Source organism: Pseudochelatococcus sp. B33, from assembly GCF_053570585.1.
This window is the reverse complement of record NZ_JBSEFH010000003.1, coordinates 74,298-98,512: the sequence shown is the minus strand read 5'-3', so window position 1 is coordinate 98,512 and position 24,215 is coordinate 74,298. Positions and strand designations below refer to the sequence as shown.

Sequence of the window (24,215 nt, the reverse complement as noted above, 5' to 3'; positions counted from 1 at the left end):
CGTCATGAGCCGACGACAGTCACCAGCCGCCGAAACGGATCGCGGAGCCCCGAGCAAGATTGCCTTTGCGCTTCTGCTGACCGTTGTCGCCGGTTTCATCGACGCCGTCGGCTATATGGAGCTGGGCCACTTCTATCTGTCGTTCATGAGCGGCAACAGCACCCATCTCGGCATGGCCGTCGCCCAGGCAGACCGGCCGGAAGCCATGACGGCCGCGGCGCTGATCGCCGCGTTCGTCGCCGGCGTTGCGGCCGGAACCCTGATTGTCGACAGGGCGGAGTCCGAACCGGGCGTCCTTGTGCTGAGCACGGAACTGTTTCTTGTCATCGTGGCCATCCTGCTGCTGTATGCTGGCCGTCCGGTCGTCGCGCTATGCTTGGTCGCCGGCGCCATGGGAATGCAGAACGCGCTGCGCCAGTTCGTCGACGGGGCCGATCTCGGAAAGGGATTTGTGACGGGCAACCTCTTCAGCCTGGGCCAATCCTTGGCGCGGCTCGGGAGAGGCAGGCGCCCGAAGCTCGACGCCGCCCTGAACGGGCTGTCCTGGGGCGGCTTCTTTGTCGGCGTCGTCGCAGGAAGCTTCACCTATCAGGCGATCGGAATTGCCGGCTCGCTCGCAGCGATCGCGGTCCTGCTCGCCTTTCTGATTATCGCCGTCCGGGCGGGATGGCCAAACCATCACCGTTGGAAATGGGAAGGGCAGGGGCCATCCCGTGAACTGACTGACGTCGACGATCGCGCTTCAGGGGCGGCTGGCCGATAAGCGCGTCCGCTTCGCTCGCCTGTGCTTCAGCGTCGCTCGGCGATGACGTTCGACAACTCCCTCGATGCGCTGGATAATACCGACTTCACGGACGAGGAATTGCGCGAGATCGATGGCACGCCACGGGGAGCGGTGTCGATCTGCAGACCCCAATCGAAGGCTGAGTAGTATCCACCATGTATCGATGAGTAACTGCTCGATTTTTACCAATATTAAAATTATTATTATTCTAGATATGTAGAAAAAACTGACAGGCACACACAACATTTCGTGCGTTTTCGAAATTTCTCATGCGATCCGAAAAGCAGAGAGCATTGAGGGCAGCCATGATCGCGGACCTTTTCAGATGCCTGGGTGCTTGAGCGCCCGGGGCCTGAATAAATGTCGTTCAGATTTCGGGAGACAGGATATGCCCTCTAAGCCCTCGTTTCGCGCGAGCCGATTTTTTCTGTATGCCGCTGCAATCCTCATGGCGACCGTGACCGGTGCGCAGGCCAAGGAACTGACCGACGTGCTCGGCCGCACGGTCGACGTGCCCGAGACGGTCGAGCGCATCGTGCTCGGAGAAGGCCGTCTCAGCCATGCCGTCGCGCTTCTGGACCGCGAAAACCCCTTCGAGCGGGTCGTGGGTTGGCAGAACGATTTGCGTAAGCTCGATCCGCATACTTTTGAAGCCTACGCGCAGCAGTTCCCCCAGGTGAACGATATCGCCCTGATTGGAGAGGCCTCCGAAATCAGCGTCAACGTGGAAACCATCCTGGGCCTGAAACCCGATCTCGTCCTCTTCAGCGTCGCCGGCGAAGGGCCGCGAGCCCACAGCCCGCTTGCGGACACGCTCGAAGCAGCGGGCATCCCTGTTCTCTATGTCGATTTCCGCGTTGCCCCGGTCAAGAACACCCCCGCGAGCATCAGGCTGCTGGGTGAGGCGCTCGGCCGGTCCCAGGAGGCGGAGGAGTTCGCCTCTTTCTACGCCGAGCATCTTCATCGCATCGTCTCCCGGACGTCAGGGCTGGCCGACAGCGACCGCCCGGCGGTCTTCCTCGAACTGCTGGCGGGCGCATGGCCGACGCCCGGTCACACGACTGGAAAAGGCGGTCTGGGCGAGTTTCTGGACGTCGTCGGGGGTAGGAACGTCGCGGCCGGCACGGTGCCGGGAGCCATCGGGGACGTCAGCGTGGAGTTCATCCTCAGCGCGAATCCCGACCTCTATATCGCGACGGGCAATCGGGAACCCGGGCTGGTTCTTGGAAACGGGGTCGATGAAGCGAGCGCCGAGGCGTCCTTCAGGTCCGTCCTTTCCCGTCTCGATTTCGTGGAGCTTCCCGCTATCAAGGAAGGACGGGCGCATGGTCTCTGGCACGATTTCTACAATTCTCCCTATAATATCGTTGCTCTCGAAGCCCTCGCGACCTGGGTGCAGCCCGACCTGTTCCCGGATATCGATCCGGCCGCAACCGACAGGGAGCTCAACGAGCGCTTCCTGACCATCAGGCGTGAGGGCACTTACTGGATCGAGCCGCCCGCTGCGCTTTGATCGGCGGGGGCAGCGTCATGGAATTGCCTCCGACAAGATCCGCCGGGTTCACGAGTCCTGCCGTCCTGGAAGGCAGGCAGGACATCGTCGAGAATTATCGTCGTCTGGTTGCGGGACGATTGGTGATCATCGTCGCGCTGGCGGTCCTGCTGGCGGCATCCCTTGTCGTGGATGTGACGACGGGATCGTCGAGCATGTCGATCGGCACACTCCTCCAGGGCCTCACGGACCCCGCGAGCCTCTCGGCTACTGAACGCGTGATCATCTGGAACGTCCGACTGCCCTATGCCCTGATGGCCCTCCTCGTGGGGGCCTCGCTCTCGGTCGCCGGTGCCGAGATGCAGGTCATCCTGAACAATCCGCTGGCGAGCCCCTTTACACTTGGCGTGGCCTCGGCGGCCTCGCTGGGCGCTTCCGCCGTCATCGTCCTCAACGTCGCCTTGCCGTGGATTTCCTTCAACTGGATGACCTCGATCGTGGCTTTCGCATGCGCATTCGGGGCCATGCTCTTGCTGGACAGCATGAGCCGTTGGCATAGCACGAGCACCGAAACCATGGTGCTGCTGGGCATCGCGCTCGTGTTCGCCTGCAATGCTGCGGTGCTGATGATGCAGCTCATCGCAACGGAAGACGTGCTTCAGCAACTGGTCTTCTGGTCGGTGGGCAGCATCGCCCGGGCAAACTGGGAAAAGCTCATCATCCTCGCGATCGTTTTCGCCGTTATCCTGCCGTTCTCACTCGCCTCGGCGGGAAAGCTGACGGCCCTGCGGCTGGGAGAGGAGAGGGCGGCCGCCTTCGGGATCGACATTCACCGTCTGCGCTATGCCTCGCTCGTCCGGATCAGCCTGTTGTCCGCGGTTGCGGTCTCCTTCGTCGGCGCCATCGGGTTCGTCGGCCTGGTCGGGCCGCACATGGCGCGGCTGCTGGTGGGGGAAGATCAGCGTCTTGCCCTCCCGGCGAGTGCCCTGATCGGCGCTCTGCTGCTGTCGCTGTCGTCGATTGCCAGCAAGGTCCTCCTGCCCGGGGTCATCGTCCCTGTCGGCATCGTCACCGCGCTCGTCGGCGTTCCGGTTTTCGTCGTGCTCGTGTTCAAGGGAAAGCCGAACAGATGAGCCTGATCGACAACGGCCTGGTGATATCCGATCTCTCTGTGCGCTACGGACGGAAGACCATCGTTCGCGATCTGGCTTTGCCCGCCCTTCTTCCCGGCACGCTGACCGTGTTGATCGGGCCGAATGCGGCCGGCAAGTCCACCCTGCTGCGCGGCTTGGCGGGTTTCAATCCGATCAAGGGTACCATTACCCTCGACGGCACGGAGGTGGGACAGCTCTCACGCACCGAACGGACGAAACGGATATCGTACCTTCCGCAGACCTTGCCGCCCGGCATCGCCCTCACAGCCCTCGAAGCGGTCATCAGCGCACGTGTCGGGGGGTCGGCGCGCGATCAGGAGACTTTCGATCAGGCATTGGCTGCCCTTGAACAGATCCGGTGCGACCATCTGGCCCTCCAGCCGCTGGCGGAATTGTCGGGCGGACAGCGCCAGCTCGTTGGCATCGCCCAGGCGATCGTCCGGGCGCCCCGTGTCCTGCTTCTCGACGAACCTACCAGCGCCCTTGATCTGCGACATCAGATTCTCGTCATGGAATGTGTTGCGTCCCTCACCCGCAAACGGGACATGATTACCATCGCCGTGCTTCATGACATCAACCTCGCCGCCCGTTATGCCGATACCATCGCGGTGCTCGCAAACGGTCGACTCAATCGCTTCGGAAAGCCGGCCGAAGCGATCGACCCGGAGATGCTGGCCCGTGTCTACGGTGTCTTGGGCCGGGTCAACCATGAGACGGATTACGGCACACAGGTGCTGATCGACGGCGCGATTGCATGAATGGCCGGTTGCCTGACACGGCACTCATGGCGTTCCGCTGACCCGGTTTCGTGCCGGCCAGATGAAAAAGGGTGCGCCGAGGAGCGCCATCGTGACGCCGACCGGGAAGTTCTGGCCGAGCACCGACATCGCCATGACCACGGCGAAGGTCGCGTCCGTATTGATGCCGAGCAGGTCAGGGGAAGCGAGCGGAGAGATCGTGGCTGATGTCGCTCGGGCCGGAAACGTTCATGACAACCCGCCCCATTCCCTCAGACGGGATCCCACCAGTGCGGACCCGGGTCCAAAGGGAGGTTCGATGACGGGTTCTTGCCTCCGAGACTCTTTGATTTGATCATCAAGCGCTACGCAGTGACCCACATGCACCTTGCGCGCTTCAGGACGCAATTCCGCAGGTGGCGGTACACGCCTTTGATGCAATATTTTCATTAATACAGCAACGGAAAGTAATTGTTCTAATTTATAACGGTGCGATATTGGCTCAGTCGATAGCGGGGAGGCACGTGAGTGCAGGCGATCCGGAAGAGAGGTGAAGCCCGGCGATCGGGTGCGTGTATTTGAGAGGCACACAGCGTGCGCTGCGCAGACGATGGCAACCGGTCAACGAATTCTTCCCCGGAACGAAGTTTTGGTCCGTCTGATGATCACCCACCGTGTCGTTCTCGATGATTTTTCCTCGGGCATCGAAACGGCGTATAGCCGCATCGGGTCAAAGGTCACGGTGCAGCTGCCAAGCGGATGACGTGCGGAGCAATCGCCGTCTTCGCCGGGAATTGGCGACGGGAAGAGGTTGCGAGCATAGGATCGCATTGGCGGGTATGGATATGATGGACTTTGAAGGCGAGGCGTGTCTTGCGCTGTGGAACGGCATCGAGGGGAGGCGAGAGGCCGAGTATAATGTCTGGCATGCTCGCGAACATGTCCCCCAGAGGCTGACCGTTCCCGGAATGCGCAGCGCCCGCAGATATCGCAAGGTGATCGGGCCACTTGCCGACTATTTGACGCTGTACGATGCGGCTGAGCTGAAGGTTTTCGAGACTGACACCTATCGGCGCCTTTTAGAGCATCCGACTCCTTGGTCGCGGTCGATGCGACCTTCCTTCCGTGGGTTCTTTCGCCTCTGCTGCAGGCGGATCGTCTCTCACGGCGGTGGCCTCGGAACCGCCGTGGCGGCAGGCGTCTTGGGGGAGATTGACTTTTCCGATCGCGGTACGGGGCAGGAATTGAAGCAATTGCTCCACGAGCACTGCCTGACCGCCGTACATCTTCTGCAACGCGATCGAAACGTTGCCGAGGCTCCATTTTCGATCGACCGGGAGGTTTCCAATCTGCCGGACGCAGGTGCCTTGCTCTTGGAGAGTTTCGATGAGGATTGCTTGCGAGAAACTTTGGGGGTTGTTTCGGACAGCTTGTTGGACATGGGCTTCGGCACCTTTCTCAGCACCGCTACTCTCTATCGGCTGGTTTCCGCTCTTGATCGAGGGTCGCTGGCAAAGGGGCTGCCGTTTCAGGCGGCGGGCCACATGTTTCGACCGGATCATGCTGACGACTCGAATCCGCAACCGTAACTTTTCAGATCTGGACCCTTCATGAGCGACGACATTTCACTGGACACGGCAATCGTAACCGGCGGTGGCGGCTTGCTCGGCAGAGCCATCTGCCTGGAACTCGCGAAGACCGGTTTTCAACGTATCGTCATCATCGATCTTGTGGAGCAGACCGGTCAGGATTCGGCCGCAGCGGTGAGGGCGGAAGTCGCCTCGACGGAAGTCCTCGTCATCAGAGGTGACATCCTGGAGCCGCATTTGCCTGAAAGGATCATGAATGAGATCGTGCGGGACGGTCGACGCGTGAGCTGTATCGTGAACAACGCGGCCGCCAACAGGCCCGGCACCGCAGCGACGGTAAAGCGTGAAGACTGGGACCTGATGATGGGCGTCAACCTGACCGGACCCATGTTTCTTTGTCAGGCGGCAATCCCGCATTGGCGAGAGCATGGGCGGGGAGCTTCCGTCGTCAACATCTCATCTCGCGCCTGGCTGGCGGGAACGGGCGCCGCCTATTCGGCCAGCAAGGCCGGTTTGATCGGTCTGACACATGCACTTGCCGTGGAACTCGGCCCCCTGGGGGTGAGGGTCAACGCGGTCGGCCCCAGCTGGTTCGACAGTCCTTTCAACAAGCAGGCCCGCACCGAGGAAGAGCGCGTCCGCATTGCGGACGTACAAGCGCGTATGTCGCCGCTCGGTCGACACGTTCGCCCAACGGATATCGCCAACACTGTGGCCTTCCTCGCCTCTCCGAAAGCAGCGTTCATCACAGGCGAAACGATCTATGTTGCCGGGGGCGGTCAACTCGCCGTCAATGCCAGTGCGACGCGGGCATCCTGATCGGACAATACGCTCCGCGAGAATCTCCACGCTTACTCGGCTGCTGCGCCGGATGCCTGTCAATCGGCGTCGAAACGGTTCCCCCCCTCTCAGCGTCCAAAGGGGCCCCTCTGGCGGGCCCCAGGCGGCGGCATAGCTTGCCAGTTTGCCCATGCATGCGGCGGCGATCGTAGCCGTGGTGTCCGCGGGGTCTCCGCCGACGACGGGCGCGTCACATCGGGTATGCCCCGGAAGCGACCGCGCCGGCTCCTCCATGAGGCACGACGATAACGTATTCGAAACGATGAACGCATTCCCGGTATGGTCGTTTCTTCGATCCCCCCGTGATGGCGCGTAGTCCGCCCTTGTCGACGAGACTATAGAGGCTGGCAGTCAATGAGGTCACGCCGAAGGTGATGCCGCAGGCGATGACGGCGGTCGCGATGGCTTGCGCCGCTTCGAAGAAGCGAACCTCGACGTTGAGATTCTGCTCGGCGAAATAATCTTTGTCCGGAGCGATGTAGAGGTGGCCTGTCACCGGCAGATTAACCCGTCCCTACAGCAAACTTGTCGGCTGCGGGCAACCTTCCCTGCCAGCAGGACAGGTTGCCGCAGCAGCAAGTCTGGCGACTGAATTCCGTCGTTTGATGCGCTCCTCCTCCACAAAGCCGACGGACGCTCGGCGACGAGATCAAGGATATGGAGGCTGGATTGATCGATCAATTGAAGCTATTTTACCTATTCATGAACTAAATAAATGAATAGGAGGGAGGCGAATGGATATTTTGGGGCTACAGGCGTTCATACAAATCGCCGAGTCGGGAAGCTTCCGAAGTGCGGCCGTCGCCATGAACCTGTCCCAAACGGCTCTTACCCATCGGATCAAGAAGCTTGAGGCTGATGTCGGACTGAGCCTGTTCCAGCGCACGACCCGAACCTTGGCGTTGACCCGCGCCGGGCAGGAATTCTTTCCCAGGGCGCGCGAGATGATGATGCGCCTGAACGCCCTTTATGAGGATCTGAAGGTCGAAGGGCGCAAAGCGCATGAGCGGGTCAGTGTCGGTTGTCTGGGTTCGCTCGGAGAGCTGTATCTGCCCCGTGCCCTGCAGATATTTAGGGACAAGTACCCCGATGTCGTCGTGTCGGTCTTCGACGGCCACGCCGCCGAGCTCAGTGACCTTATTGCGGCGGGGGACGTGCAGTTTGCATTGACGATCCTCGGAACTCAGCGATGGGCCGAGAAGCAGCGCCGCCTCTACGACGAGGATTTCGTTGCCGCAGTCCCCGTCAATCACCCTTTGGCGAACAGGCTGGGTCTCGTCTGGGCGGATCTCGTGGGGTTTCCGTTGGCGCGGGTCGCACGCACCACCAGCCATGGTGTTATCCTCAGCGAAAGCCTGGGGGACTTGGCGGACAAGCTCGATTGGCGTTACGAGGTGCAGCGAACCTATATGGCCCATGCTTTGGTCCGCGCCGGCCTGGCCATCACCATATTGCCTCCCGCTGCACTCCCGCCGGGCGAACTGGTAAAGCTCATTCCGATCAGCAGTCCGACCGTGAAGCGTACCGTCGGAATCATCTCACAGGAAGGTGTTCCGCTTCCCATCAGATCACTGCAGTTTCAGCGCATACTTCTACGCGAGATCTCGCGCGTGCAAAAGGCAGAAGCCCAACGACCCAGCCGCACTTCCCCAGAGAATTTGCCGGCCGTCTAGCCACCGCACTGCAGGCGCCGTTTTCGACGTCTCCGCAGCGCGCATGAAGCTTCCCAACTCAGCAATCCGGATGAAAGCCTGCAGACCGGGGACGTCCATGTCTTCCTCCTATTGATGAATCATACTCATCAATGTTGCCAAAAATTTCGTTTGATCAAGCAATCTCATGTGGCTAGCGTGGCGGTTGCGGTTCCTGAATCTATAAGAAAGATGAAATAGAGTATCCATGGTGATCATGACGGGCTCGCTTGCTGCACTGTCGCAGCACATCGTCTACATGGTCCTCCTTGCCAAGCTAAGCGTCTTCGGCACGACAGGCATATATCTTTCCTTGAAGTTGCCGGGTGCTTTAATGCGACAATCTCTACGGAGGGACTACGTATGGGCTCTTTGAGCGAAGAGGGTGGGCGGCTGTTCTTCCGTTCTGAAACATTTACCGCGAAGAGAACCCGTCAACGGAAGACATCGAACGGCCTTATCCTAGAACCTTCACGACCGGTTCCTATTCACACGGAATGCGACGTGCTCGTGGTTGGTGGTGGACCGGCCGGCACCGCCGCTGCCGTTGCCGCGGCTCGACTCGGCGCAGATGTCGTACTACTGGAGCGTTACAATCATCTGGGTGGCTTGTCGACCGGGGGGCTCGTCATTTGGATCGATCGCATGACTGACTGGGAAGGCCGTCATGTTATCCGCGGGTTTGCTGAAGAGGTGCTCTCGCGCCTTACGCGTGACAAGATCTTCGGCCCCGAGAAAGGTGACTGGGGTTCCCGCGACAGATCGAAGGTCGCATACTGGTCGCTGCGCTCCGCTGCGTATCATGACACCGTTACCTATTCGCCTACACTCGACCCGGAATGGTTGAAGGCAGAATCGTTGGCGATGGTATTGGACGCGGGCGTTCATCCGCTATTCCATGCTTGGGGTGCCCGGCCGGTTATGGAAGACAATCGGGTGGTGGGCTGCATCTTCGAGAGTAAGGAAGGCAGCCGTGCCGTTCTGGCTAAAGTCACCATCGATGCGACAGGGGACGGCGACATTTTTGCTAGAGCAGGGGCGGATTTCGAAACTGAGGTCGATATCCGCGACATTCACGGTTGTATGAATACTGCTTGGCTGTTTGGCGGCATCGATATGGATGCTTTCATTAGGTTCTGCGCAGAGACTCCAGATCAGTTTGGAGACTTCATGTCGAGGGGGCGCGACAAGCTGCGCTTCTTCGAGAAACCGGTGGTTTCGTGGCGAAGGGACGTCGCTGTGTTTATGGGGCCGCGTCTCGCCGGCTACTCGGCACTCAAGGTCGAGGATCTGTCGGAGGTGGAAATACGAAGCCATCAGTTAATGTTAGAGCATCTCGCCTTCTATCGCGAGAATGCGCCTGGCTTCGGCGATGCTTTCATCATGCTTTCCGCGCCGCAGCTAGGTGTCCGCCACGGACGCCGTCTTCAGGCCCTCGGACGATTGACGCGAGAGATGTGGGACGGAAGCGTTGCCGTTGACGAGATTGGCGTATCACCATCGCTTGCTCCGAAATTTGCAAATGTTTCAGTGCCCTATGGTGCGATTGTGCCACGCGATCTCCGTGGCCTCTTGGCGCCCGGCCGCCATCTTGCCTGCGACGCCAGCAGTCACTCCTTTATGAGAGAAATACCGCAATGCTGGTTGACCGGCCACGCGGCTGGCGTTGCCGCCGCACTCGCTGTGGATCAGCGGATTGAAGTAGCTGATGTACCAATCCGCGTGTTGCGAGCGAAGCTCACCGCACAAGGTGCTTATCTCACCCCTCAAGTGGAAGTGGCAGTTCAATGATGACACAAGAACTGACAGGGATTTAAAGGAACAGAAGAATTAAACAGGGAGGGAGAACTATGATTACTGACATCCTCTGTAAAATACGATGGATGGTGGCTGTCGCAGGTGTCGCAGCGCTGGTAGCGCCAGCTGCGGGGAACGCGGCGGAGATACGACCGCTTGATCCGCCCGCAGACGTCAAGATTGCCTACGTGCCCATCATGAAGTTCGCGGCCGCCTTTGTTGCCAAGAATCGCGGCCTCTTTGAGAAGTACGGGCTAAACGTGGAATTCGAACGCGCGCGTTCCGGCACGGAGGTGGTCGCCTTTATAGATCAAGGTAGCGTTGATGTTGGTGGCATAGCTATCGTGGCTTCGCTCTGGTCGGCATGGAAGCGGGGGCTCGACGTCCGCGTGATTGCGCCGGGTGCACTCGACCCGGTCGAAAACGGTCCGACAGTATTAATAGCACATGCAGATAGAGATAATATAAAGAGTGTTGCCGATCTGAAAGGCAAGCGCATTGCTGTGGCAGGAGGCCCGGGATCGGGTGGCGAGTATCACATAGCCAAGGCATTGGAATTGGCCAACCTCACCATCCGCGACGTTGAACTAATGAACGTGAGTAATGCCGACATGCCAGCTTCAATCGAGGCTGGCACAGTCGATGCTGTCCTGACCAGTTCGCCATTCTCCGATCAAATTCTAGGTTCTGGAACGGGAAGACTGATCGGCAAGGATTTCACCCTCGGACTGATGACCGTAGCTTTCGTTGGATCGGGCCGGTTCATTCGTGAACGGCCCGAAGTAGCCGAGAGGTTTGTGCTCGCCTTAACGGAGGCGACGCGTATGATGCAGGGCGACGACTATCTTAACCCCGAGAACATCGCGGCCTATCTCGCACATACTGCCTCGACTGAAGAAGCCATCCGTATCGGCAGCCCCCCGATCTATGATCCTAATGTCGCGATTCCGATCGATGGCTTGGTCGACGCGGAGCGCGTTCACCGTGAGAACGGCCGTACCGAATATGACGAGCCACTCGACCTGTCCAAGGTTGTGGACGAGACCTTCGTAGACAAGGCAATCGGGGTATTGGGCAGATTTTAGCCAAAGCGCAGGCGGGGGCGGCCGCGCTACTTCAGCCAGGGAGGAACAATGATGGTGCTGTCAGTACCCGGGGACAAGGCGCCGAAGATTGCGGCTCGCAACGTCTCGCGAATCTATCAGACCGCCGATGGCGACATCGTTGCTCTCGACGATTTCAGCCTTAACGTCGAAGAGGGAGAGTTTGTATGTGTGGTGGGGCCTTCCGGCTGCGGAAAGTCGACTTTTCTGAGAATGATCGCGGGTCTCGACGAAATCTCGTCCGGCACGATACGGATCACACCGGGCAATGCTCCGGGAAAACCTCTCAATAGTGTGGTGTTTCAAGAATATGCGATCTTTCCCTGGAAGACAGTGATCGAGAATGTAGCCTTCGGCCTTGAAATGCGCGGCGTTGCACGAACCGAGCGTCTGAACACCGCTCGATACTGGCTTGATCGTGTAGGATTGGCGAAGTTCGCAAATTATTATCCGCACCAGATTTCCGGCGGAATGAAGCAGCGGGTCTCGATTGTTCGTGCGCTCGCAAACGATCCCGAAGTGCTGCTGATGGACGAGCCGCTCGGCGCGCTCGACGCTCAAACGCGGGTTGTGCTTCAGGAGGAGCTGCTGCGCATTTGGGAAGAAACTCGCAAGACCGTCGTCTACATCACTCACAGTCTGGACGAGGCCGTGCTGCTTGGAGACCGCGTAATTCTTATGACATCGCAGCCCGGTCGCCACCTTGCTACCTTCGAGATTGACCTACCACGCCCCCGCAACATCGAGACGACTAACACACCTCGCTATGCCGAGTACAAGGCGATGATCTGGGAAAAACTCAGCGTTGAGGTGAAGCGGGCCATGGAGGAACAACAATGAACGATGTCACTCATCCATTGTCGAACAGTTGGAAATCCCAACGTGAAACGGGTAGTATGGCCGGATCGGATCTACGCGTGATCCTGCTGGTGAGCGGCGGTGCTGTCGCCTTCAACCTTGCTTTGTCAGCCGTCGGCTTGTGGCGTCCGTTAGCTTGGCTTGGCATCATCATTGGTTTCATAGCGCTCGTACTCGTTTGCGAACGGATCGGTCGCAGTGTGTCGCCTCGTCGGCGGACTGTCTACGAGCGTTCGCTCGCATTCGGCTTTCCCGCAGCAGTATTGGCGCTTTGGCAAGTGGCCGGCGACACCGGGATGATTAACACGACATGGTTCCCTCAGCCGAGTCGCATCGCAGATGGCTTATGGGACATGATTGTGCGCTACGACCGCTTCTCCGGTACCAGCTTGATTGGTCGGCCCTGGCTCATTCCTCAATATTTTTCCGAGAGCGGTCTAGGCGGCGTATGGACGCTGCTCTCGGAAAGCCACGTATTCGCCACTATTGGGCGCGTGCTGGTGGGTTTCGTGCTTGGCGCAATTCCCGGTATTCTGCTTGGCGTCATCATGGGTATGAACCAGACGGTGCGTCTGATGCTCGATACCACTCTCTCAGCTATTTATGTGCTCCCAAAGATCGCCATTTTCCCGATAGTGATGTTGGTCTTCGCTGACCCCTTCGGAGAAGGGCCGAAGATCCTCGTGGTCGCTCTGGCCGTATTCATCCTAATGACGATAAACACAATGGCTGGTGTACGAGGCATAGAGAGGGTCTACCTCATGGCAGGCCGAAATTATGGTGCAAAAGGGTTTCAGCTGATGCGGCACGTCATCATACCCGGCGCGCTCCCAGTGATATTTGCGGGACTCAGGATATCGCTCGGCACTGCAATGATCGTCATCATTTCCGTCGAATTCCTGCGTGCGAAGCAGGGAGTCGGATTCATAACGTTCTATTACTGGGAAGTGCTGAATCCCGAGAAGATGTATGCGGGCCTCGTAGTTGTTATGTTTCTGGGGGTGCTGCTCACTTGCCTGCTGAACCAACTGCAGAGGAAGATGATGCCATGGCAGCGTTAGGCCGACCATCGTGAGCGCTTCGATAGTGTCGCCGTAGTTCTCAAAGGCCCCTCTGTTCAGCTGCCTCTACGCGGACGTCGGCACGGCTGCCGCTTGATTGTGGCTCCCTCAGGCGGTCACGCGCCCGAGAAATGGCAGAAGGTGCTCGATCACTGCGGCAGATGAGAACTCGGGCAGAAGGTGTCCGCCCTCGACCGCGCAGCCGCTGACGTCATCGGCCCAACGGCGCCAGATCTCGATGGGAGTGGGACCATTGGCATTCTGGCGCTTCGGCCATAAGATCGAAACGGGGCAAGACAATTTTCTGCCCGCCTCCCTGTCCGCAGCATCGATTTCGCGGTCCTCGAATGCAGCGGTTCGATAATCTTCGCAGATGGCATGCCGCACGGCAGGATCTTTGAAGGCTGCGCGGTAGGCGGCCAGCACTTCGGGCTCGAACCGGTCCAGGGATCCGGCCATGTTGGCAAGTGCGGCGTCGATGAACCCGACCGGATCCGCAGCGAGCAGACGCTCCGGCAGACCGTTCGGTTGGGCGAGCATGAACCAGTGGAATGCATTCATCGCGAAAGTGGCATCGACACTGGCGAAGGCATCCAGCGTCGGGATGACCGTCAAGGATACATATCCGCGAACCCGTTCGGGAAAATCCAGGGCCAGCCGATATCCAACGCGGGCGCCGCGGTCATGGCCGACGACGGCAAAGCTCGAATGGCCGAGACTGTTCATCAGATCCACGATCGTTCCAGCGACCCGTCGTTTGGTCCATCTGGAATCGTCATTCAGAATACGACTGTCGCCATACCCCGGAAGATCCGGAACGATGAGCGTGTATTTGTCGGCCAGAGCGGGCGCGACGAAGCGCCAGGTCAGATGTGTCTGCGGATAACCGTGAAGCAGCAAAGCAATTGGACCGGAGCCACCTGTGACGCCCTTGAACTGCACATCCTTTGTTTCGATATCGAGTTTTCGAAATCCCTCAAACATCGTTAGACCCTCGTTGGTTGCTTTTCGGGATCGCCAATTCTGATGCGAGTTCGGTGTGAGTCTTTTCCGCATCCCAGCGGCCGAAGCATTCAAAAAGATCCAGGACTCGCGTTGCCGACTTCACGGTGCTCGGCAGGGAATCCACGCCGCCTTCGTCTTTCTCTGTGTTCGCTTGTGTGCTCACGGCGTCATCTGCTTTGATTGAACTGGACCATCCGGCCAGCCCTTGGCTTCCCAGTCCGCTGTCTCCGCAATCAGCCTGCTGATATCCGCCCAGAATTCGTCGGACAGGTGAAAGGCGGAAAGCGCGAGGCTGTCCTCGAATTCGGCGACGGACTTCGCGCCGAATACGATCGTCGAGATCACCGGATGCCGGGCCGGGTACTGGAGCGCCGCGGCTGCAAGTGGAACATCATGCGCGCGGCAGACATCTTCCAGTCTGGCAACCTGACCCAGGACGGCCTCGGTTGCCGGGCGCATGTCGTAGAACGCATCCTCGCGCGCACCTGTGGCCAGGATTCCGGAATTGAACGGAGAGGCCGCGATCCAGGCAATGTTGCGGTCAGCGCAGTGAGATAGAAGAGGTTCGCTGGCAGTCCGCAGGAGTGAATACTCACCCGCGGGCATGACAACATCGAGTTCCGCCGCCTCGCTGAACTCAAGACAGGCCTTCCAGTCCATCGCCGCGACACCGACGGCCCCGATCACCTTTTCCGATCTGAGCTGCATAAGGACAGGGTATGCGCCATCGAGCGCAGCGTCGAGCCGCTCGCGGTAACTCTCCCCGCAAAGCCTATGATCGAGATCGTGGATATAGACCGCATCCAGATGATCGACCCCCAACCGTGCGAGGCTGCGCTCCACCGACCGCAATGTCGCATCCGCAGAATAGTCGTAATAGCTGTTCCTGTTCTCGGGATCGATGCTCGAACCGGTATGGTTCTGGTAGCGCCCCAGCTTGGTCGAAATCATTAGCTGGTCGCGCGGCAGGCCCGCAAGGGCAAGGCCCAATCGGCGTTCGCTTTCCCCGCCGAGATAGAAGGCCGACGTGTCGAAGTAGCGGATGCCCCTGGCCCACGCGGCCTGCACCGTTTCTATAAAGGCCGCTTCCCCGCCGGCATTTGCAAGACTGCCGGCGCCAATGCCCAAGGACGGGAACCCTCGATTTTCAGTAATGCTCGTCATCTGAACCCAGTCCCCAAGTCAGTTGCGGCCATGTTCGCCGGAAAGGAAAGCGCGGAGCAAACGGCCCGCTATGATGCCCTGCGTCTGATGGTCATACCCTCTCAGCGCAGCCGTCGGCGCTTCGAGACTGATTGGAATACCTGCAGGCAAGGCGTCGAGCAGTTCACGCAACGGCAATTCCCCGTCTCCGGGCAACAGCCGGTTCTCGCGCGCCTCCCGGCGCCGGTCCGCCAGCGTGGCAGGTGCGGCTTGCGGGGCATCGCAAATCTGGAGGTAGGAAAACAGGCTCGGATCATAGAGGGTGATCTGCTCTACGCCCGCGCCGGACCTGAAGAACTGGAGCGTGTCGATCAGCAGGCCGGCATTTGGCGCGGCCGAGTCGCGAATGAGCGCGTCTGCCGCCTGCAGCGAATTGATCGTGCAATATGTGATGGATTCCAGCATGATCCTGAGGCCGAGCGGCTTCGCAAGGGCAGCCAGCGCGGCAAAATTGCTCGAAAGCCGGCTCGGGTCAGGATCGTTGCCGACCACCAGCGCATAACGCGCACCGAGTCGGGCACCGGCCTCGAGTGCAGGCACAATCGTCGTTACGTCGATGTCCTCGTTAAGCCATATCGCCTCGATGTCGAGGAGTCGGACACCGGAATCCGACAGCCTCCTGCGGAGCGCATCGATCGCGCCCGGCTCGGAGAGAACGTCGATGAGCGGGTCCCCGGGGTTTGGAGCGACGAGGCGGATGCCGCAGTGGGTAAATCCGCCCGCGGCTGCGGCCTCGATCAGGGTCAGAGGATGTGCATCGATCATTGTGAGATGATGAAGCGAAAGAGGGGGCATGGGACGACTCTGAGACATAGGCTCAACTGACATTGGCTTGGGCGAAAAATTCCGCTGCGCGCGGCAGTTGGTAATTGAGGACGTTTTCGCTTGGTGCGGTCGGGTGGCCGGTTCTTTCGGCGATATCGAGCAGCCGGGTTACCGGCGGGTTCATGACGAGTTCGGCAACGAGCGTCGATTTCGCCAATCCAGAGGGGTCGAACGGCAGCGGATCCTCGGGGCGAAGGCCGAGATAGGTGGCGTTGATCGCAATATCGCATCCATCGGGATCAATGGCTTCCTGAACTACTACAGCCGTATCAGGGAAAAAGCGGGCAATCCGGGCTGCCACCGCCGAGGCGCGGTCCGCTTGCAGGTCAAAAAGCCTGATTTCGCGTGCCCCTGCCTGCGCGAACGAGGCTGCGACGGACGAGCCAGCTCCCCCGGCCCCGGCGATGAACGCCGATTTCCCGGCAACCGAATATCCCTGGGCGGCGAGCCCGGCGACAAAGGCTTGGCCATCGAGATTGTCACCCAGCCAGGAGCCATCGGGTTCGCGGCGCATCACGTTGATCGATCCGGCGGTCTGTGCGGTCCCAGTCGCCCGGTCCACGAGATCGAGAGCCGCGACCTTGTGCGGCACGGTGAGCACGAGGCCGGCCAGATTGCGTATGGCCTTGCACGCCGTCACCACCTGAGCCAGATCATCCGGCGCGACATGCAAGGGGAGCTGGACTGCATTGAAGCCATTGGCCTGCATGAGCTCGGTCAGCGGGCGTGGCGAACGGACCTGCCTGACCGGGTAGCCAAGTAGGCCGATCACGCAGGTCTCGCCATCAAGGAAGCGAAGCTGCGGCCCAGCCGTCATCGGTTTGTCTCCCCGATGAGACGATCGATCTCCGCTTTGCCAGTCTTGAACGCAGGCTCGGGATCCTTCGAGATAAGCTCAAGCACGGCCACACCCGAAAAGCCGATGCGATCCACCGCAGCCATGATTGCCCGAAAATCCACGCTGCCGCTCCCCAGCGGATCATGCCGCCATGCCGATCGCGTGCCATCGGAAAGATGTAGCTGCGACAGTCTTTTCCCCATACGCTCGATCGCGTCCGGCTGGTTCTCACCGATGAATTCGGCGTTGGCAACGTCATAGGCGATGCCCATGGCCGGATCGCCGAACCGGTCAACGAATGAGATCATGTCGTCTGCCGTCGGAATCGGTGTCAGGGGATGCGTCTCGACATGGAGCGCCAGCCCCAATTGCCGTGAGACGGCAAGCAGCGCCTCGATGCTCCCGCAAAGTCCCTCAATCACCGTTTCGCGCAGTGGGGGCCAGAGGCTGGACACACGCCCCGGCACGACGACCACACCCTTCGCTCCGAGATCGGCGGCCAGATGAAGCGTTTTGGTGTAGAGGGCGACGGCGTGCTCGCGCACATCGGCCACCGGGCTTGCCAGATTGTAGTCGATGGCCGGCGGGTTAAGCGACTCCAGCCTTGTCCCGGACCGCTCCAGTTCGTCTCGTAATTGCCTGCGATCGCTTGCGGTCATGTCGTCGGGCCAAAGATGTCCCGGCGCCATGATGACGTCGAAGTCATTGAGCCCTAAAGCGCACAGCCGCTCGATGGCAGCGGCAGCCTGCGTCGTCCACATATAGGAGAAGGTACTCCCACCAATTCTCAAGCTCATCATGCAAGGCTCCTTACGAGAGGGTTAGGGCTGCTTCGGCTGGTCCGATTTCCGGTTCGACTTCAGCCTGCTCCAAAGCGGCGTCTGTCCCAGGACGAGCACAAGGAAAAAGATCAGCAACACTGCCGATATCGGGCTGGTCAAGTACGAGCCGAGGAAGTCGAGAACCGAATTATGGGACGTGAGCACGGCGCGCCGGAACGAGGAATCGAGAAGCGGTCCCAGAATGACACCGAGGATGATCGGTCCGACCGGGAAGCCGTAGACCTTGAAGAAGTACCCAAGGACGCCGAAGGCGAACATCCCATAGACGTCGATGATCGAGCTCTGGATCGCATAGGTTCCTATGACCGAAAGCAGTATCACGCAAGGCATCAGGACCCCCCGCGGCACCTGCATGACCTTGGCCATCAGCTTTATGCCCGTCAGCCCGAAAATCAGCAGAAACACATTGGACAGGATGAGCGCGCCGACGATGAACCAGAAGAGATGCGGCGTCTCGATCATCAGCATCGGCCCGGGCCGCAGCCCGTGCACGTAGAGCGCGGCAATCATGATGGCGGTTACCGCATCACCCGGGATTCCGAGCGTCAGCATGGGCACGAACGCGCCGCCGACAGCGGCACTGTTGGCGGATTCGGGCGCAACGAGCCCCTCATAGGCGCCCTCGCCAAAAGGGCGGGAAGGGTTCTTGACCGTGCGCTTGGCCTGGTCATAGGCGATGAGCGCGGCAATATCGCCCCCGGCACCGGGCAAGATTCCGATGAACGCCCCGATCATCGAGCTGCGCAGGGAAAGCGGAAGGTACTTTTTGACTGTTGACAGGGAGGGAATGATCTCGCTCACATTCTGAATCATCGGGGGCGTTCTCAGAAAGCGGAGCTGGTAGAGCGCTTCCGCCAATCCGAAAAATCCTATCATCGCAGCCACATAGGATATGCCCCCGAGCATGATGGGGAAGTCGAACGTCAGGCGCGGCTGGGCGGTGAAATTGTCGAGTCCGACCAGCCCGATGACGACGCCCAGCGCGGCGGCGAAGACGCCCTTGCCCAGCGAGGCGCCCGCGAGCGAGCCGACCAGCAGCAGGCCGATGAGGGCAAGGATGAAAAAGTCTCGCGGCGCGAACAGCAGGGCGGTCTCGGACAGCAGTGGCGCGCCGATCGCAAGAACGGCGAGCCCGGCCATGCCCCCAACCACGGAAACGATCGTGGTTACGCCGATCGCCCGGCTGGCTTCGCCGCGCCTTGCCAGGGGATAGCCGTCCAGCGCCGTTGCAACGGCTGCCGGGGTTCCGGGAATGTTGAGCAGAATCGCCGTGCGCGCGCCGCCATATACGCCGCCGCAGAAGACGCCCACCATGAGCGCAAGCGCCTCGTTGATGTTCCAGGAGAAGGTAAAGGAGATCAGGATGGACGCAGCCATCGTCACCGAGATGCCGGGAATGACGCCCACATAGATTCCGGCGAACGTACCCGCGGCGACGAGAAACAGCAGGTACGGATCGGTGAGGCTCATCAGGAAGTAGGATAATTGGTCCATTATCTGATCCCCTAGGGCAGATAGACACGGAAAATGTACGCGAAAACGACGTACACAAATGCCAGCACGAGAACCGTGATCGCGCCGATGCGGATGGGGTTGCGCGAATAGAGCATCACAAACGAGATGGGCAGGAAGACCGCGCTCGATATCCAGAAGCCGACCGGCTCCAGTGCCAGGATATAGATGAGACAGAAGCCGGAGTAGGCCAGGATCAGGGGAGAGATGACCTCCGAAAGCGGGGCCCGGCCGTTGCCGGCATCATCCGCCTTGCTCCGGGGCGCGTACAGAATGGCCCCTGCAGACAAGCCGAGGGCGATAACCGCCATCGTGCCGGCGGCAATCAGGGGGAAGATGCCCGGCCCCGAAATGGTTGGCAGGCCTTGAATGCCATAGGCTTCATAGACCAGGATAAGCGATCCAAGGGCCAAGAACACGAAAAAGGCCAGCGTTCCCGGCAAACTGACTGATCGTTCTTCGGACATGTTACCTCCCACAGAAATGCGACGGGTGTCACGGACTGTCATGACGCCCGTCCATCGCCCTTATCAGGGACGCGAAATGCCGAACTTTTCGGGCGAGATGCTGGCAAGGCCGACCTCGTAAAGCACCCAGGACGTCAGCGAGCGCCAGTTGTCGACGAAAGTCCTGGCTTCCTCGCCAATGATATTGAGGGGCTGCATCCCGGAATTGCGGACAAACTCCCGGACACGCTCGTTGCCGGCGGCTTCAAGGTAAGCCTCCGTCAGGCGCTCGATGATGGCGTCGGGCGTGTCCTTCTTGACGAGAATGCCCTGGAACGTGCCCCAGGGAAGGTATGCGTCGAGTTCCGGCACGTCTTCGACGATGGCGGGGATGTCGGGAAATTCAGCCAGCCTCTCGTTGTGAAGCACGGCGAGCGCCCGCAGCCGGCCGGCACGAATGAGTTCGGCCGCAGCCGGAAGACTGGTCGGCATGAAATCGACGTGACCGCCCTGCAATGCCGTCAAGCCCGGCCCCTCGCCATCGAACGGCACGCTGTTGACCTCGATATCGATTGCCGAATCCAGCATCGCCAGAGAGAAAACAGGCGTTCCGGCACTACCGGTGGTCCCCGCCGTGATCCGGCCGGGATTTGCCCGGATGTCCTTGAGCAGTTCGGCGAATGTCTGCCAGGGAGCATCGTTCGCGACAGCGAACACGGCCAGGTTCGTTCCGAAGATGATCACGGGCGTGAAGGCGTCGTAATCGAGCTCGCCGATGCCGAGCACCTTGTGCACCTGCGGCGTCTCCGAGCCGTAAAGGATGTCATAGCCGTCGGCCGGGCGCGAATTGACGTATTGCACCGAAATGGCGCCGCTGCCCCCGGCGCGGTTCACCAGCACGATGCTCTTGCCGAGAATATCCTCGACGACAGGCGAGACGACACGCGCCAGCACGTCAGTTGCGCCGCCAGCGCCCCACATGATCGTGCCTTGAAGATCGCGTGCAGGATAATCCTGCGCTCCGGCGGACGCCGTCATTGCCACAGACAGCGCTGCGACAGCAGCGAATTTCTTGAATTTTATCATTGGACGCCTCCCTGCATTCCGGTTCCAAATTTGAGAGTAACAGTCGACATTAATTCCATATCATGAATTAGTTTTCAAGTGAGCATAATGGTTCGACGTGCCTTTCCATCGATCCGGAGATCGCTCTGGGGCCGCTTGAAAAAATAATAAATTATTACAATTAGATAATAGAATGAGAATGTCAGGGCAAGTGCCGTCGTCTCCTGTCACTGCGATTCTTGTCTGTACGTGTATGTGAACTGACTTGCAATGGCGTCAAGAATGATCTACAGAAAGAACTCGTTCAAAAGTGTAAACTGGAGGTACTATGAGCAATTCCGATGATCGAAGAGCTATCGATGAGCTCGTCCAGAATTGGGCTGTCTGGCGGGATGCCGGTTTTTGGGACCGTTTCAAGACTGTTTGGCATCCCGACGGGCGCATGATGGCGACTTGGTTCCAGGGGTCCGCCGAGGAGTTCATCAGGGTCAGCCGCGAAGGCTTCGAGAACGGCGTTCGGATTCTGCACTTTCTGGGAGGAAGCAGCGTCGACGTCGCGTCGAATCGGGCGATCGCCCAGACAAAGATGACGATCAGCCAAAGGGCTGACGTTCACGGAGTTGCCTGTGATGTCGTCTGTACCGGCCGCTTCTACGACTTCCTGGAGAAAGTCGACGAAAAGTGGTGCCTCGTGTTGCGCCAGCCGATCTACGAGAAAGATCGCATCGATCCGATCATTCCGGGAGCCGTCATCAAGTTTGACGTCGAGAAGCTGAACGGCTTTCCCGTCGGTTACCGGCACCTAGCCTATATCCAGTCCGAGATAGGCTACAAGGTAAAGCTCAATATGCCCAGCCTCGTCGGTCCCGAGGTCGAAGCTCTTTACGCCGAGGGCGAACGCTGGCTGTCCGGTGCGAATCTCAATTGGTCCGAATGACGGAGAGTGCCCATGCAATCTTTCGTCTACGATGCCCGGTCACCCCGCGTGGTGTTCGGTGCAGGGGAGTTGCCGGGAGGCTCCTGCCTGGGCACTGTCGGCACGGCGCTCCATCATAAGCTTTGTCCAGGGCCTTTGAAGGAGGAGGCAGTCATGCGTAATTTTAACGAGCATACGATCACCGATGCGGTCATAGCCAGTCTGGCGAACACGAAGAACCCGCGCGTCAGGGCGGTCAGCGAGGCGCTCGTTCGGCATCTTCACGCCTTCGTTCGCGAAATCGAGCCCACCGAGGGTGAGTGGATGTTCGCCATCGATTTCCTGACCCGAACCGGCCAGATCTCCGACGACAAACGCCAGGAGTTCATCCTGCTTTCCGACACGCTGGGCGTATCGATGCTCGTGGACGCGATCAATCACCGGTTCCCCGAGGGCGCAACCGAAACAACGGTCCTGGGGCCGTTCTATGTTCAGGATCCACCCGAATTCAAGAATGAAAGCTGTATTTCTCCTGGCATCAACGGAGATCCTCTTTACGTTACCGGTACCGTCAAGGATACTGCGGGCGTTCCACTTGCCGGTGCGCTGATCGATGTCTGGCATTCCGACGATGATGGATATTACGACGTACAGCAGGACGGCGAGCTCGCGATGCGAGCCCGGCTTCGCGCACGGGACGACGGCAGCTTTGCATTCTGGAGCATCATGCCCGCGGCATATCCCATTCCTCATGACGGACCGGTGGGAAAAATGCTTGAGCACCAGATGCGCCATCCTTATCGCCCGGGCCATATCCATTTCATGATCGCCCATCCCGGTTTTGAAACCCTGGTGACCCACGTGTTTGTCGCCGGCGACGAATATCTCGATTCAGACGTGGTGTTCGGCGTGAAGGACTCGCTTATTGCGGATTTCCCCCTATGCAGCCCGGAAACGATGCGCAAAGAGGATGGGCCTGCCGAGCCGTTCCGCATGTTGAACTACGATTTTGTCCTGGCAAGAAGCGATCCGAAATTATAATCGTCTTTCCGGCCGACACTTTGTGGCACGCGCTCGGAATAGAGGTGCTCGAAGGGCAGGCCGCCCATCGCATCGGGCCCGGCCGTGCGGCGGGCGCCTAGGTGGACCTCGGTATCGGCTTTCCGGAGATGGTCGCCCGTTGTCAGCCGCCGGGCCGCGAGGCGATCTTCCCGCCGAGAATGACATCCTCGACTTTGGCGAAACGCCTCCCGAGGGCGAGCAGGACCGGGACCTCATCAACGCCGGCAAGAGGCCGTGACACTGAAGCCGGGGCTGCCTTCTCCACCCCGCCGACAGCTTCGCCATGGTCATTGTCGCCTCCTTTTTCTCGATAGCGATAATTGATCGTGCAGCCGCTTGATCAGTATGGACTCCCGTCGATACATCTTCGAAGTTTCGCGGCGTGGAAAATTCATCGGGGCCACGGCATCATGCGACCGAGCAGTCGGCACAAACTAAACAATCTGGCTCAGACCGCGCTCATCTTCGCGGGCATGACGGGCATGACCTGGCTGATCGTGGCAAGCGTGGCCAGTGATAGCGTCGCCCTCGCGGCCGTTGCCGGCCTGGCAGCGGGATTGATCCTTGCGCCCACTGTTCCGAAAGAACTCCTGCTGTCGGCCTACAATGCCCGCCCGCTCACGGAGCGGGAATTTCCAAGCGGCGTTCTCATGCTGAAGGAATTGTCCCGGCGGGCCGGCCATTTGCACACGCCACGGCTCTATTACATACCGAGCGCGGTGCCCAACGCCTTTGCGCTGGGCTTCCGGACGGAAAACGCCATCTGCCTGACCGACGGCATCTTGCGGCTGCTGAACTATCGCGAACTGGCCGGTGTGCTCGCCCATGAGGTCAGTCATATCGCCAACCGCGATCTGTGGATCATGGGGCTTGCCGACATGATGTCGCGTCTGGTGTCGCTCGCCTCCTACGTCGGGCAGCTGATCATTTTCCTGAATCTCCCGTTGCTTCTCGCCGGACACGCGGTCATCCCGTGGCACGTGCCGCTGCTCCTGATCTTTTCGCCCACGATCATGGCGTTGCTGCAACTTGCCTTGTCGCGAACCCGGGAGTTCGACGCCGATCTGGGCGCCGTCGAACTGACCGGCGATCCCGAGGGGCTCGCCAGCGCGCTGCTGAAGCTCGAGCGGCGCGTCGGCCACTTCTGGGAGGATATCGTCCTGCCGGGCCGGCGCATTCCGGAGCCGTCGCTCCTGCGCACCCATCCGAAGACCGCCGATCGCGTGGCGCGCCTGCGGCGGCTGATCCCGCGCCAGCCGGCGGAATGGCACGGCGGCATTCCCGATCTGCCGGGCATTCGCCCGATCCGGAACAGGCCCCGATACCATCGGTTCGGCACCTATTTCTGATCCCGGATCCGTCGTGTGATTGTCTTATTTATAGTGGGTACCGTTT

At 59.8% G+C, this 24,215-nt stretch carries 24 protein-coding genes and 1 pseudogene; 15 read left to right on the top strand and 10 right to left on the bottom strand.

Features of this window, described 5'->3' with window-relative positions; genetic code table 11:
• The first annotated feature begins 4 nt into the window (after positions 1–4).
• From ACUSIJ_RS04020 to ACUSIJ_RS03995, 6 genes are all read left to right on the top strand, one after another.
• Positions 5–763, top strand: coding sequence for a YoaK family protein (locus ACUSIJ_RS04020; RefSeq protein ID WP_449307081.1), 759 nt, complete (start codon positions 5–7; stop codon positions 761–763).
• 469 nt (positions 764–1,232) lie between these two features.
• Positions 1,233–2,297: an ABC transporter substrate-binding protein gene (locus ACUSIJ_RS04015; protein ID WP_449307080.1), complete on the top strand. Its 1,065-nt coding sequence runs from the start codon at positions 1,233–1,235 to the stop codon at positions 2,295–2,297.
• 17 nt (positions 2,298–2,314) lie between these two features.
• Positions 2,315–3,409: a FecCD family ABC transporter permease gene (locus ACUSIJ_RS04010; protein ID WP_449307079.1), complete on the top strand. Its 1,095-nt coding sequence runs from the start codon at positions 2,315–2,317 to the stop codon at positions 3,407–3,409.
• On the top strand, positions 3,406–4,188 hold the full coding sequence (locus ACUSIJ_RS04005; protein ID WP_449307078.1) for an ABC transporter ATP-binding protein: 783 nt from the start codon (positions 3,406–3,408) through the stop codon (positions 4,186–4,188). The genes ACUSIJ_RS04010 and ACUSIJ_RS04005 overlap by 4 nt, the downstream gene beginning before the upstream one ends.
• An 824-nt stretch (positions 4,189–5,012) precedes the next feature.
• Positions 5,013–5,756, top strand: a complete 744-nt coding sequence (locus ACUSIJ_RS04000) for a hypothetical protein (RefSeq protein ID WP_449307077.1) — start codon at positions 5,013–5,015, stop codon at positions 5,754–5,756.
• Positions 5,757–5,777: 21 nt separating this feature from the next.
• Positions 5,778–6,575, top strand: coding sequence for an SDR family NAD(P)-dependent oxidoreductase (locus tag ACUSIJ_RS03995; protein ID WP_449307076.1), 798 nt, complete (start codon positions 5,778–5,780; stop codon positions 6,573–6,575).
• 211 nt (positions 6,576–6,786) lie between these two features.
• On the opposite strand, the gene ACUSIJ_RS03990 is transcribed toward ACUSIJ_RS03995, so the two are convergent.
• Positions 6,787–7,092 (bottom strand): ABC transporter substrate-binding protein, encoded by a 306-nt coding sequence (locus ACUSIJ_RS03990; RefSeq protein WP_449307075.1) that lies wholly within the window; start codon positions 7,090–7,092, stop codon positions 6,787–6,789.
• Positions 7,093–7,330: 238 nt separating this feature from the next.
• Between ACUSIJ_RS03990 and ACUSIJ_RS03985 the strand changes: the two genes are divergently transcribed.
• The 5 genes from ACUSIJ_RS03985 (at position 7,331) to ACUSIJ_RS03965 (ending at position 13,106) form a co-directional block, all read left to right on the top strand.
• Entirely contained in the window at positions 7,331–8,269 is a 939-nt protein-coding gene (locus ACUSIJ_RS03985; protein WP_449307074.1) for a LysR family transcriptional regulator, read from the top strand.
• A gap of 522 nt (positions 8,270–8,791) precedes the next feature.
• Entirely contained in the window at positions 8,792–10,078 is a 1,287-nt protein-coding gene (locus tag ACUSIJ_RS03980) for an FAD-dependent oxidoreductase (protein WP_449307073.1), read from the top strand.
• 59 nt (positions 10,079–10,137) lie between these two features.
• Complete coding sequence (locus ACUSIJ_RS03975; RefSeq protein WP_449307072.1) at positions 10,138–11,169, top strand: ABC transporter substrate-binding protein; 1,032 nt, start codon at positions 10,138–10,140, stop codon at positions 11,167–11,169.
• A 48-nt stretch (positions 11,170–11,217) separates the two neighbouring features.
• Positions 11,218–12,027: an ABC transporter ATP-binding protein gene (locus ACUSIJ_RS03970; RefSeq protein WP_449307071.1), complete on the top strand. Its 810-nt coding sequence runs from the start codon at positions 11,218–11,220 to the stop codon at positions 12,025–12,027.
• Positions 12,024–13,106, top strand: coding sequence for an ABC transporter permease (locus tag ACUSIJ_RS03965; protein WP_449307070.1), 1,083 nt, complete (start codon positions 12,024–12,026; stop codon positions 13,104–13,106). The genes ACUSIJ_RS03970 and ACUSIJ_RS03965 overlap by 4 nt, the downstream gene beginning before the upstream one ends.
• A gap of 108 nt (positions 13,107–13,214) precedes the next feature.
• Here the strand turns inward: ACUSIJ_RS03965 and ACUSIJ_RS03960 are convergent, their stop codons facing one another.
• The 9 genes from ACUSIJ_RS03960 to ACUSIJ_RS03920 all read right to left on the bottom strand — a co-directional run bounded on the left by ACUSIJ_RS03960 (position 13,215) and on the right by ACUSIJ_RS03920 (position 20,863).
• A complete protein-coding gene (locus ACUSIJ_RS03960; RefSeq protein WP_449307069.1) occupies positions 13,215–14,090 on the bottom strand; it encodes an alpha/beta fold hydrolase in 876 nt (291 codons plus the stop codon).
• Positions 14,083–14,274, bottom strand: coding sequence for a hypothetical protein (locus tag ACUSIJ_RS03955; RefSeq protein WP_449307068.1), 192 nt, complete (start codon positions 14,272–14,274; stop codon positions 14,083–14,085). The genes ACUSIJ_RS03960 and ACUSIJ_RS03955 overlap by 8 nt, the downstream gene beginning before the upstream one ends.
• Positions 14,271–15,275 carry an aldo/keto reductase gene (locus ACUSIJ_RS03950; protein WP_449307067.1) on the bottom strand — a complete coding sequence of 335 codons (1,005 nt, stop codon included), beginning with the start codon at positions 15,273–15,275 and terminating at the stop codon, positions 14,271–14,273. The genes ACUSIJ_RS03955 and ACUSIJ_RS03950 overlap by 4 nt, the downstream gene beginning before the upstream one ends.
• Positions 15,276–15,293: 18 nt before the next feature.
• The gene (locus ACUSIJ_RS03945) at positions 15,294–16,079 is read right to left on the bottom strand and encodes a sugar phosphate isomerase/epimerase family protein (protein ID WP_449307066.1); all 786 of its coding nucleotides are present in this window, start codon (positions 16,077–16,079) and stop codon (positions 15,294–15,296) included.
• A gap of 52 nt (positions 16,080–16,131) precedes the next feature.
• Positions 16,132–16,956: a shikimate dehydrogenase family protein gene (locus ACUSIJ_RS03940; protein ID WP_449307065.1), complete on the bottom strand. Its 825-nt coding sequence runs from the start codon at positions 16,954–16,956 to the stop codon at positions 16,132–16,134.
• Positions 16,953–17,777, bottom strand: a complete 825-nt coding sequence (locus ACUSIJ_RS03935) for a sugar phosphate isomerase/epimerase family protein (RefSeq protein WP_449307064.1) — start codon at positions 17,775–17,777, stop codon at positions 16,953–16,955. The genes ACUSIJ_RS03940 and ACUSIJ_RS03935 overlap by 4 nt, the downstream gene beginning before the upstream one ends.
• Before the next feature lie 21 nt (positions 17,778–17,798).
• Positions 17,799–19,313, bottom strand: coding sequence for a tripartite tricarboxylate transporter permease (locus tag ACUSIJ_RS03930; RefSeq protein WP_449307063.1), 1,515 nt, complete (start codon positions 19,311–19,313; stop codon positions 17,799–17,801).
• An 11-nt stretch (positions 19,314–19,324) separates the two neighbouring features.
• Entirely contained in the window at positions 19,325–19,798 is a 474-nt protein-coding gene (locus ACUSIJ_RS03925) for a tripartite tricarboxylate transporter TctB family protein (protein WP_449307062.1), read from the bottom strand.
• A gap of 63 nt (positions 19,799–19,861) precedes the next feature.
• Positions 19,862–20,863: a Bug family tripartite tricarboxylate transporter substrate binding protein gene (locus tag ACUSIJ_RS03920; RefSeq protein WP_449307061.1), complete on the bottom strand. Its 1,002-nt coding sequence runs from the start codon at positions 20,861–20,863 to the stop codon at positions 19,862–19,864.
• Between the two features lie 307 nt (positions 20,864–21,170).
• Between ACUSIJ_RS03920 and ACUSIJ_RS03915 the strand changes: the two genes are divergently transcribed.
• The 4 genes and pseudogenes from ACUSIJ_RS03915 (at position 21,171) to ACUSIJ_RS03900 (ending at position 24,169) form a co-directional block, all read left to right on the top strand.
• Positions 21,171–21,779 (top strand): nuclear transport factor 2 family protein, encoded by a 609-nt coding sequence (locus tag ACUSIJ_RS03915; protein ID WP_449307060.1) that lies wholly within the window; start codon positions 21,171–21,173, stop codon positions 21,777–21,779.
• Between the two features lie 153 nt (positions 21,780–21,932).
• On the top strand, positions 21,933–22,799 hold the full coding sequence (locus ACUSIJ_RS03910) for an intradiol ring-cleavage dioxygenase (RefSeq protein ID WP_449307279.1): 867 nt from the start codon (positions 21,933–21,935) through the stop codon (positions 22,797–22,799).
• Between the two features lie 101 nt (positions 22,800–22,900).
• A pseudogene (locus ACUSIJ_RS03905) lies at positions 22,901–23,109 on the top strand (3-oxoacid CoA-transferase); the annotation flags it as partial.
• Between the two features lie 121 nt (positions 23,110–23,230).
• Positions 23,231–24,169, top strand: coding sequence for a zinc metalloprotease HtpX (locus tag ACUSIJ_RS03900; RefSeq protein WP_449307059.1), 939 nt, complete (start codon positions 23,231–23,233; stop codon positions 24,167–24,169).
• Positions 24,170–24,215: the final 46 nt, after the last annotated feature.